Source organism: Streptomyces sp. M2CJ-2 (assembly GCF_016757295.1).
GTDB lineage: Bacteria > Actinomycetota > Actinomycetes > Streptomycetales > Streptomycetaceae > Streptomyces.
The window spans coordinates 1-9,054 of the sequence record NZ_JAESIF010000129.1 but is presented as its reverse complement, the minus strand read 5'-3'; the positions used below and the strand labels follow the sequence as shown (position 1 = coordinate 9,054).

Sequence of the window (9,054 nt, the reverse complement as noted above, 5' to 3'; positions counted from 1 at the left end):
GCCCCGGCGGCGGATCGCCGGATACGCCGCCGGCGCGGGCCGGATCGTGTTCGCGTCCTCGGCGAGCAGCTCGCGCAGCTGCTCCTCGAAGTCCCCGCTGCTTCCCGTCCCCTGCTGCTTCTGCTCCTCGTTCACTTCCTGCCTCCCTGCCCGGACGGCACTCGGCTGCGGACAGGTTCGTCCACGACCTGCGCGAGTCCCGGATGCGTACGCAACTTCGCCAGCGCCTTGGAGGCCTGGCTCTTGACCGTGCCGGGCGAGCAGCCGAGCACCTCGGCGACCTCGGCCTCGGACAGGTCCTCCCAGTAGCGCATGACGATCACCGCCCGCTGCTTCGGCGGCAGTCCGGCCAGTGCCGCGAGCAGGGCGCTGCGCTCGGCGGCCCACGAGACGGCCTCGTCGCGCCCGGCCACCTCCGGCGGCACCGCGGTCAGCGCCTCCGTGACCCGCCGCTTGCGGAACCGGTCGCTGTTGCAGTTGACCAGTATCCGCCGGACGTACGCCTCCGGCTTGTCGCTGCGCGAGACGCGCCGCCATGAGCGGTACGCCTTGGCCAGCGCCGTCTGAGCCAGGTCTTCGGCGTAGTGCACGTCGCCCGTGAGCAGATACGCGGTCCGTACGAGATGGGACCACCGCGCCGTGACGAACTCTTGGAACTCGGCCTCTTGTTCGACCTGCATCAAGCACCCTCCCTCGCCCTCCAGACCACGGTTTCGGCGGGTTCGGTTGCCCGGGAACCGGTGCCGCGTCGGACAGGTGAGCGGGGCCACTGACAACCACCAGCGGGGACCGGGGCGTCGAGCATCTCCTGGGACGACGTCGTCACGTCAACTGACCGGCCCGGGACGGTCTTCTGGCCGGTCACGCCGGGGAGGGGATTGACCGTGGGCGGCGCGCAGGCGCCGGTGTCGGGGACGAGCCCGCCACGAGCTGCTGTCTGCCCGAACGCCGGGCCTTCCTGCGCCGGCTCGCTGCCGACGGTGAGGCCGGGCTGAGGGCCGAGTGTCCTCGCACAGGCCACTTGCGGCAGCTCTTCCGGCGCGGTGTCGGTACTGTCGTCGCAGGCCGGCCCCGGTCACGCCGAGGTTCCCGTCGGCCGGTCACTGCCGTCCCGTTTTCTGAACAGCGTGGCCGCGTAGGGTTTCGGCATGGGACTTCTCACGCGCACGCGCCTGATCGCCTGCGCGGCGGCGTTGTTGACCCTGGCGGCGGGTCTGGGGATCAGGGCAGTGATGACGGGTGACATCGCCAAGTACGCGGGCGACGCGCTCTACACGGCCCTGGTCCACGTGCTCGTGGTGCTGGTCGCACCCCGGGTGAAGCCGACGGCGGCCGCCGTCGCGGCCCTGGGCTTCAGCTGCGCGGTGGAGCTGTTCCAGCTCACCGGGATCCCCGGTGAGCTGGCGGTGCACAGCCTCGCCGCCAGGCTCGTCCTGGGCTCCACCTTCAACGCGCCCGACCTGCTCTGGTACGCGGTCGGCGCCGTCCTGTCAGCGCTCGTACACACAGCGGCACAGCGTTCTGTGGTCACCGCCATCCGTCAAGGATGAGTTCCCCGACTCGCCCCGGCCCGCGAACTCCGTCGCGACGGGGCCGGACTCACGGTCGAGGTCCACTCGGCCCGGGCTTCGCGTTCGTAGCGGCGGTGGAGCGGTGGAGGCGGCGGCAGCCGGTGAGCCGGGCCGTTGCACGGTGCGTCCGATGGTCCAGCGGTGACGGCCCAGCCGCTGCGAGGTCTCGGTGTCCTTGCGGGCGATGCGGTGTCGGATGCCCTGTACGACGGTGGGTCATTCCCCGCGGATGCGCCACCTGCCGGTCGCGGGATGCCACACGAGGCGCACCCTGCCCTGGTCCGGTCTGCGGACGGCCAGCTCGTCCATGTCGAGCGACGAGAGGGCTCGCAGTGCCTCGTCAGAGGCATTCGACCACATGAAGAGGGTGATCCCCGCCTCCGCGTCGTCGGCGATGAGGAGGCCGGGTTCCTCCTCACCCGTGGACTCCTCGACGGCCTCGGCGGCCGGTCCCGGCTCCCCGTTCCCGCGCAGCATCCGGCGGACGAGGCTCCTGGCCTGCCCGTAGGCATCCTCGGCAGCCTTGGCGACGAGTCCCTGGACGAAGGGCACAACGGCGGTCGTGACCAGCGCGGTGACGGCGACCGTGGCGAGCTCCGGTGCAGCGCCCCACGACTGGTGGACGCTCTCCTCGATTTCCCGGGCGCGCAGAGCCTCGTGTGTTTCCCGCCATGCGGAGGCTTCCTGCCGCCGACCGAGCTGCTCCAGTACATCGGCCAGCTGCCGGGCGCCTCTCACCGAGCCCGCCTCGGCCTCCGGCCTCACGCACTCCTCCGCCTCGCTCAGCCGCCCCTGCCCCATGAGCAGGTACGCCAGATCGGTGCGCACGGAGGACATACCGTGGGCGACGGCCATCCGGTACCAGTGCTCAGCGTCCTCGGGCCGCTTCCGCTCCTCGGCCAGCTCTGCCAGGGAGGTCATGGCCCACGGGTCCCCGTCCTCCCCTGCGCGCCGAAGCCAGAACTCACGCTCGTCGCCGCTGATGCCGCTCTTCCGGCCCATGGCCCGCACCGCCTCGGGCCATCCCGCCCGCGCCGCGCGCCTGCACCAGTCGGCCGACCTGGCCTCGTCCGCATCGCCGTTCGGGTGCCTGCTGACGGCGAGGTCCCAGTAGATCCCGCTCAGGTGGTACATCGCCTCGCGATCCCCGGCCTCGGCCGCGGCGAGCAGCCACCGCTCGGCGTGCTCCAGGCCGCCAGGGGACTCGTGAAGGTGCTTGCCGAGAGCCTTCATCGCCCCGACGTCACCCGCCTCCGCGGCCAGTTCGAGGTTCGGATCCGGTTCCCCCCACACCATCCTCGACGCTGCCACCCGTCCCCCTCTTCCGGCGCCCCACCCGCCACGCGCCTTTACGGTGGCCGGTCTTCACTGTCCCCACCGGGCCCTGTCGTTCCAAGTATCGCTTCATCCAGGTGACTTGTGCTGAGCATGTCCCGCCGTGGCGCCGACCGGGCGCGACCCTTCGAGGTCGACACCGCTCATCAGGACGTCCGCCCGGCGCGCAGTCGCCGCACGTCCCGTACGAACGTGTACAAGGTGCTGAGGAAGATCGCAGCTCCAGCCGCGACCCAGAGCGCCGACGCCCCGGAGCGGTACTGCTGAACGGAAACGATGAGCAGCATCAGGCCGACAAGGAGGCCGATGGTCGAGGTCAGAGCGTTGATGCGGTGAGTCATGTGAGCATCATCAACGACAACCTCGGCCATCGGACGTGACCCGAACGAATCGGCTCAGCTCTCCGACCGAAGACCCGGTGCACCGCATCCCACCGTATCCAGCAGCGCCTGCCAGGAGGCGTTCGTGACGGTCAGTACCGGCCCGCCCCGCCACTTCGAGTCACGCACCCACATTCCACCATCGACCCGCGCGCACTCCACGCACTCGGTGCCGCTGCCGCCGCTGTAGGAGGACTTGAACCACTGAGGGCTGGAGGCCGCTGTCATCGTCACTCCTCGCTTAGGCGCTGGATGAGCTCCGTCGACGACTCGAGGTCGAGTGCCTGGGCGCTCAGATATTCGAACGCCAACCTATACCGCTCCAGCTCCGGCTTCTTCTCCATGAACAAGCCGCCACCGAGGAGATCGACGTACGCCACGTCCAACTCGGGCGACGGGCCGCGCAAAACGACGAAGCTCCCAACGGACGCAGCATGCGCTCCTGTTGAGAAGGGCAGCACCTGTACGGTCACGTGTGGGCGCTCCGCCATGGCCAGCAGGTGACCCAACTGTTCCTGCATGACCGAACGTCCGCCCACTTGGCGCCTGAGAGCGGCTTCGTCGATCACGCACCAGATGCGGGGTGGCTCCTTGCGTTCCAGGAGTTCCTGCCGCTTCATGCGGATGTCGACCATGTGCTGTACCTCCCGCTCCGGGCAGTGCACCTCTGACGCCCGGTGGACGGCTTCTGCGTAAGGGCGTGTCTGGAGGAGGCCCGGGATGTACATGCACGCGTAGTGGTCCTCGCGTACGACTTCGTCCTCAAGTGTGAGCATCAGGTTCATGGACTCGGGGATGGGGTCTGCCAGTGAGCGCCACCACCCCTGGATCTTTGCGCCCTTCGCCAGTTCGATGAGGGCGAGTCGTTCCTCGTCTGAGGCTTCGTACTCCCGGCAAAGGGCTTCTACTGCGGGCCACTTGACCGTGCCCTCCTTCGTCTCGTAGCGACTGAGCGTTGCCTTTGAGATGCCCACTCGGGCGCCTGCTTCCTCGAGCGTGAGGCCCTTGCGCTCACGCAGTCGGCGCAGGTCGGCGCCCAACTGGCGCCTGCGGGTCGTCGGTCCAACCGGCATAGAAGTAGCCCTTCGATTCGATCACTTCAGAGCGTCCACAGATGTGGGACGCCGGGGCAAGGCGGCGTGTGCGCGGGGGCGCTCAGTGCGCTTCCACGCTCCCACTAACGCGTGATGAGAGTTCCATTTTGAGAGTTTCAATGCAACTCTCAGTGTGGAGTGAGCTTCAGCGTGTAACCATCGTGGCTCAGGTAGGAGTTGAACCGTGGAGCATGTCGCCTACAAGTCCCTGACATCTTGGGGGCTTCCCTTCCTCGCGGAGCCGGAAGAGGTCTCAACCTTGCGCAGCCTCGTGCGGACGCATCTGGAAGCCTGGGGCTTCCAAGAGTTCATCGACTCGGCCCAACTGTGTGTAAGCGAGCTCATCGCAAACGTGATCACGCACATCAGTCGAGGAACCCCGGCCCATCTCGCCGTCCTCCTCAACGGAACCCGTCTCCGCATCGAGGTACGCGACCCCGACGCCCGCGCGCTTCCCACCCTCCTGGAAGCCAGTGACGACGCCGAAGGAGGACGTGGTATGGCGCTGGTCGACGCCCTCGCGGATCGCTGGGGCGTCGAACTGCACGGCGACTGCAAAGTGACGTGGTGCGAGCTCGTCGCCGTACCAGCCGTGCCCGAGGGGCATACGGGCGGCGCACGGGGAGCGAGAGTCGCGAGGGTGCTCAGCTCCTACGGAGAGAGCGAGCCCTGCACCACGTCTCGGCGAAGCCGGCTGGGTTCCTTGGCGGCCGAGGCGACCGCCATCGACGTCATCGCCGACCTCCTGCACTGGCTTCAGGATCATGGCCATGACGCCGATGACATCCTCGACCGCGCTCAGACGCGCTTCGAGGCCGAACTGGATGCGGCTCGCACCTCTCGATGAAGGTCAGCCCGCAGCCACCGCCTTGGCGTAAGACAACACGTCTGCCGGAATGGGGTACTTCACCTTCCAGGTGATGGCCATCGGCTTACTGCCTTCGTGCTTCTCGTACTCGGCAGGGCCCAACAGCATCCATGGCTGAGCACCGCCTATGTCGGTGGTCTTGTAGCGGCGGACGAACAGCAGCACCTGACTGCCCTGAGCGATGTGACGCTGGTATCTCAGCCCGGTCGCGGACGTCTCCGAGGTCTGGTTCTGGGACTCCCAGTGGAACCGCGTCTCGCTCAGCGCGAAGTCCCGGTAGCGGGTCTGCGGGGAGAAGTCCTTCTCGTCCTTTTCGAGGGTGATGAGGAGCGCGTCGGTCTTCACGGACTCGCACCACTTCACTCCTTCCCGGAAGTCCCCCGGCATGAAGCCCCCGATGTCGGACTGGCCGAGAGCGGGAAGGATCTCTTCGCGGGTGTAGGAAGCGTGCACGGCCAGCGGAACACCCCGGTCTCCGGATGCTCCGAGGAGAGGGATGGGCACGTGCTCGGTGTGTGCGAGGTTGTACGCCAGCACTTGGCGCAGCTCACTGCGGAAAGCGTGCTGCTTTCGGAGGACGGCGAACCCGGCGTCGTAGTGCGCGAAGCCCTTCCTCGTGACACCGCCCAGCGGCCACAGTTGGAAGAAGAGCATGCGTGCGTACGCCTTCCCCTGCTCATCGAGGTTGCTGTAGGTAGGGGCGTCATCTTCCAGCATGCGCGTGTACTCGGCCACGCGCAGCGGGTCGTCGACGTGGAGGAAGGCAGGTACCCGTTTGAGGAGCGCGGCCTCTCCCTCGGACCCCTCGCGGTCCATCAATCCGGCGCGGCGGAGCAGCCCGGTCCACGAGTTCCCGTTCCCCCGGTACAGCTCCTTGATCTCCCGTCCGCTTTCCTCCAGGTAGCGGCTGAGGCGGGGATCCGAGTAAGCGGCGACTTCACGGGCCAGCGTGGTCACGTTGACGCTGAGCTGGTCCTTGATGTTGGCGATGATCGTGCGCTTGGCCTTCTCCTCCAGCATGATCTCGCAGCCGGAGGGGAGCTGCGGGAAGTCGTGCTCGATGTGGTCCAGCAGCCGCTTGCGCGTCAGATTCGTCAGGGCGCGGAACTGGTTCTCGAAACGGAATTCCTTGCGGTGCTGGCCGATGAAGTCCAGGACGGTCAACACCGCCTTGGTGTCGGAGCGCCTGAGACCACGGCCGAGTTGCTGGAGGAACACGGTCGCGCTCGAGGTGGGACGGAGGAGGAGCAGGGTGTCGACATCGGGGATGTCGACCCCTTCGTTGAAGAGGTCGACCGAGAAGACCACCTGCAGATCCCCGGACTTCAGGTCCGTGAGTGCCTGCCGCCGCTGATCAGCCGGTGTCTCTCCGGACACGGCGACGGCGTTGAAGCCGGCGGAACGGAAGGACTCTGCCATGAAGTGCGCATGAGCGACGGAGACGCAGAACCCCAACGCCCGCATACGGCTGGGATCCGCCACCTTCTCCTCGATGGCCTTCACGACGAGGCCGGCGCGGACCGTGTTACCCGTCAGGACGTTGCTGAGCGAGCTCACGTCATAGGCTCCCCGCTTCCACTCCACGGCGCTCAGGTCGGTGTTGTCACTGATGCCGAAGTAGTGGAAAGGGCAGAGGAGGTTGTTGTCCAGTGCCTCCCACAAACGCATCTCGGCGGCGATACGGCCGTCGAAGAACTCGTCCGGGATGTTCTTGCCGTCCATGCGTTCGGGGGTGGCCGTCAGACCGAGCAGCTCCAGCGGCTGGAAGTGATCAACGATCTTCCGGTACGTCGGCGAGGTTCCGTGATGGAACTCATCGATCACGATGACGTCGAAGTGGTCGGGGGCGAGGCGCTCAAGCGCCTTTGCGTTGAGCGACTGCACGCTTGCGAAGACATGCGTCCAGCGCTCCGGGATCTCGCCGCTGTGCAGGTGCTCTCCGAAGTTCGCGTCGAGCAGGACGTCCTGGTAGGTCCGCAAGGACTGCTGCAAGATCTCCCTGCGGTGGGCGACGAAGAGGAGGCGTAGGTCGCGCTCGTGCTTCCGGCGGAGATGCTTGTAGTCCAGCGCGGCCATGACCGTCTTACCCGTACCCGTGGCCGCCACCAGGAGGTTGCGGTGCCGATCGTGCAACTCGCGCTCGACGTCAAGGCGCTCGAGCATGTCGCGCTGATGGGGGTACGGCCGCACCTCGAGACCGGACAGCGTGATGGATCGGTCTGCTGAGGGAGTACCACCGGCCACTGCCAGCGCTTCCTGAAGGCGACTGCCGTCGGTGTGGGGTTCGTACGTCTCGAAGGACGGGTCGTTCCAGTACGACTCGAACGTCGCCTCGAACTTCCGCATCACCTCGGGCGTGGCCACGGAGGACAAGCGCACGTTCCATTCGAGGCCGTCGAGGAGCGCGGCCTTCGACAGATTCGAGCTGCCGACGTACGCCGTGTGGTAGCCGCTGTTCCGCTGGAACAGCCACGCCTTGGCGTGAAGCCGAGTCGACCGCGTCTCGTAGTTGACCTTCACCTCGGCATCGAAATCTTCGATCAGGCGGTCCAGGGCTCGCCGCTCGGTGGCCCCCATGTACGTGGTGGTCAGAACCCGTATCGGTACACCCCGCTCCCGGGCTGCCTGCAAGGACCGCTCGATGACGCGCAGCCCGTGCCATTTGACGAAGGCACACAGAAGGTCCACACGGTCGGCGGTGGCGAGCTCCGCGCGCAGTTCAAATCCGAGGCTCGGGTCCTCGGGGGAGTTGGTGAGAAGCGCGGTGTCCGAGAGTGGGACGCCGGGGCGTATGGCGAAGACCCCAGGTGCTTCCTGCCGCGTGACGGCCAGGAGTTGCCGGGGGCCGTCTGCGACGAGGTCCACCCACTCCTGTGCGCCCTTGAGCGTGCTGATGGATTCCAGGATGTGGTTGGCCGCGTGCACACGATCGTCCTCGGGCAGGTTCTGGAGGACGCGGCGTACAGTGTGGGAAACGTGCCGCGCGAGCACGTGAGGGACCGATTCGGGCCCTACGACGTCGCTCACCGGACGCCAGCCGAGCCGGGAGAGCTCCCTCAGTTTTTCCTCGAAGCGGAGCGTAATCAGCTGCTCGTACAGACCCGGGGCGGGGTGGGCCAGGTCCTCCAGTTCGGACACGTGAGCTCCTTCGAGCGCTCGGGGCGATGAGGCACATGTGTAACAGAGCGCTCTGACAGCCCTGGCTGAGGTAGCCGAGGGGACGAGCCTTGCGGCCTCAACTTGGCTGACCTTAAAGGGAAATTGACAAAGTTGATCGATCTCGCTCAAGTATGAGCGGATGGGAATCGAACGAGTCATCGGACATGTAGAAGGCGTGCCTGTAGGCGAGGTCTTCCATCGGCGGCTGGACGTACAACGGGCGAAACTGCACCAAACGAACCAGCGGGGTATTTCCTGGCTCGAGGACCAGGACGGTAGAAGGGTCGGAGACGCGATCGTCCTGCATGGGGGCTATGAGGACGATGAAGACCACTGGGACTGGATCCGGTACACGGGGGCTTCGGAGGGCAAGGACAAGGATTCCACCGGCAGGTTGCTGCGTAGTCAATCCTGGTCGTATGTGGACAACGCTGCCCTCCGGCTCAGCTATGAGCGGGGGCATCCCATCCGCGTGATCCGAGGGTACGAGGGGGACCCGCGGTACTCGCCGTCCGACTCCTACCGGTATGACGGCCTGTACGAGATCACAGATGTTCGTACGGCTGTTTCAACCTGGATCCACCGCATGACGGCCGGCTGCGGAAGGCGGAACGAGAAGAGGTGCCCGCTGACCTGCGATGATGGGA

The 9,054-nt window shown here is 66.7% G+C and carries 9 protein-coding genes; 3 read left to right on the top strand and 6 right to left on the bottom strand.

Features of this window, described 5'->3' with window-relative positions:
* Positions 1-131: 131 nt before the first annotated feature.
* On the bottom strand, positions 132-680 hold the full coding sequence (locus JL475_RS37135) for a SigE family RNA polymerase sigma factor (RefSeq protein WP_202282621.1): 549 nt from the start codon (positions 678-680) through the stop codon (positions 132-134).
* Between the two features lie 468 nt (positions 681-1,148).
* Between JL475_RS37135 and JL475_RS37130 the strand changes: the two genes are divergently transcribed.
* On the top strand, positions 1,149-1,550 hold the full coding sequence (locus JL475_RS37130; RefSeq protein ID WP_202282620.1) for a DUF2809 domain-containing protein: 402 nt from the start codon (positions 1,149-1,151) through the stop codon (positions 1,548-1,550).
* A 237-nt stretch (positions 1,551-1,787) separates the two neighbouring features.
* Here the strand turns inward: JL475_RS37130 and JL475_RS37125 are convergent, their stop codons facing one another.
* From JL475_RS37125 to JL475_RS37110, 4 genes are all read right to left on the bottom strand, one after another.
* Positions 1,788-2,882, bottom strand: coding sequence for a sel1 repeat family protein (locus tag JL475_RS37125; protein WP_202282618.1), 1,095 nt, complete (start codon positions 2,880-2,882; stop codon positions 1,788-1,790).
* 170 nt (positions 2,883-3,052) lie between these two features.
* On the bottom strand, positions 3,053-3,247 hold the full coding sequence (locus JL475_RS37120; protein WP_202282616.1) for a hypothetical protein: 195 nt from the start codon (positions 3,245-3,247) through the stop codon (positions 3,053-3,055).
* Positions 3,248-3,301: 54 nt separating this feature from the next.
* On the bottom strand, positions 3,302-3,514 hold the full coding sequence (locus JL475_RS37115) for a DUF397 domain-containing protein (protein ID WP_202282614.1): 213 nt from the start codon (positions 3,512-3,514) through the stop codon (positions 3,302-3,304).
* A gap of 2 nt (positions 3,515-3,516) precedes the next feature.
* Positions 3,517-4,359, bottom strand: a complete 843-nt coding sequence (locus tag JL475_RS37110; protein ID WP_202282612.1) for a helix-turn-helix transcriptional regulator — start codon at positions 4,357-4,359, stop codon at positions 3,517-3,519.
* Between the two features lie 205 nt (positions 4,360-4,564).
* Between JL475_RS37110 and JL475_RS37105 the strand changes: the two genes are divergently transcribed.
* The gene (locus tag JL475_RS37105) at positions 4,565-5,227 is read left to right on the top strand and encodes an ATP-binding protein (protein WP_307825312.1); all 663 of its coding nucleotides are present in this window, start codon (positions 4,565-4,567) and stop codon (positions 5,225-5,227) included.
* 3 nt (positions 5,228-5,230) lie between these two features.
* On the opposite strand, the gene JL475_RS37100 is transcribed toward JL475_RS37105, so the two are convergent.
* Positions 5,231-8,386 (bottom strand): DUF3427 domain-containing protein, encoded by a 3,156-nt coding sequence (locus JL475_RS37100; RefSeq protein ID WP_202282610.1) that lies wholly within the window; start codon positions 8,384-8,386, stop codon positions 5,231-5,233.
* Positions 8,387-8,546: 160 nt separating this feature from the next.
* Here JL475_RS37100 and JL475_RS37095 point away from each other — a divergent pair.
* Positions 8,547-9,054, top strand: a 508-nt coding sequence (locus JL475_RS37095) for a YDG/SRA domain-containing protein (RefSeq protein WP_202282609.1), incomplete at its 3' end; no start/stop codon positions are given.

Bases quoted from the DNA above. Each gene is read 5' to 3' on its own strand.
- JL475_RS37135 (WP_202282621.1), bottom strand. From the start codon at position 680: ATGCAGGTCGAACAAGAGGCCGAGTTCCAAGAGTTCGTCACGGCGCGG.
- JL475_RS37130 (WP_202282620.1), top strand. From the start codon at position 1,149: ATGGGACTTCTCACGCGCACGCGCCTGATCGCCTGCGCGGCGGCGTTG.
- JL475_RS37120 (WP_202282616.1), bottom strand. From the start codon at position 3,247: ATGACTCACCGCATCAACGCTCTGACCTCGACCATCGGCCTCCTTGTC.
- JL475_RS37115 (WP_202282614.1), bottom strand. From the start codon at position 3,514: ATGACAGCGGCCTCCAGCCCTCAGTGGTTCAAGTCCTCCTACAGCGGC.
- JL475_RS37110 (WP_202282612.1), bottom strand. From the start codon at position 4,359: ATGCCGGTTGGACCGACGACCCGCAGGCGCCAGTTGGGCGCCGACCTG.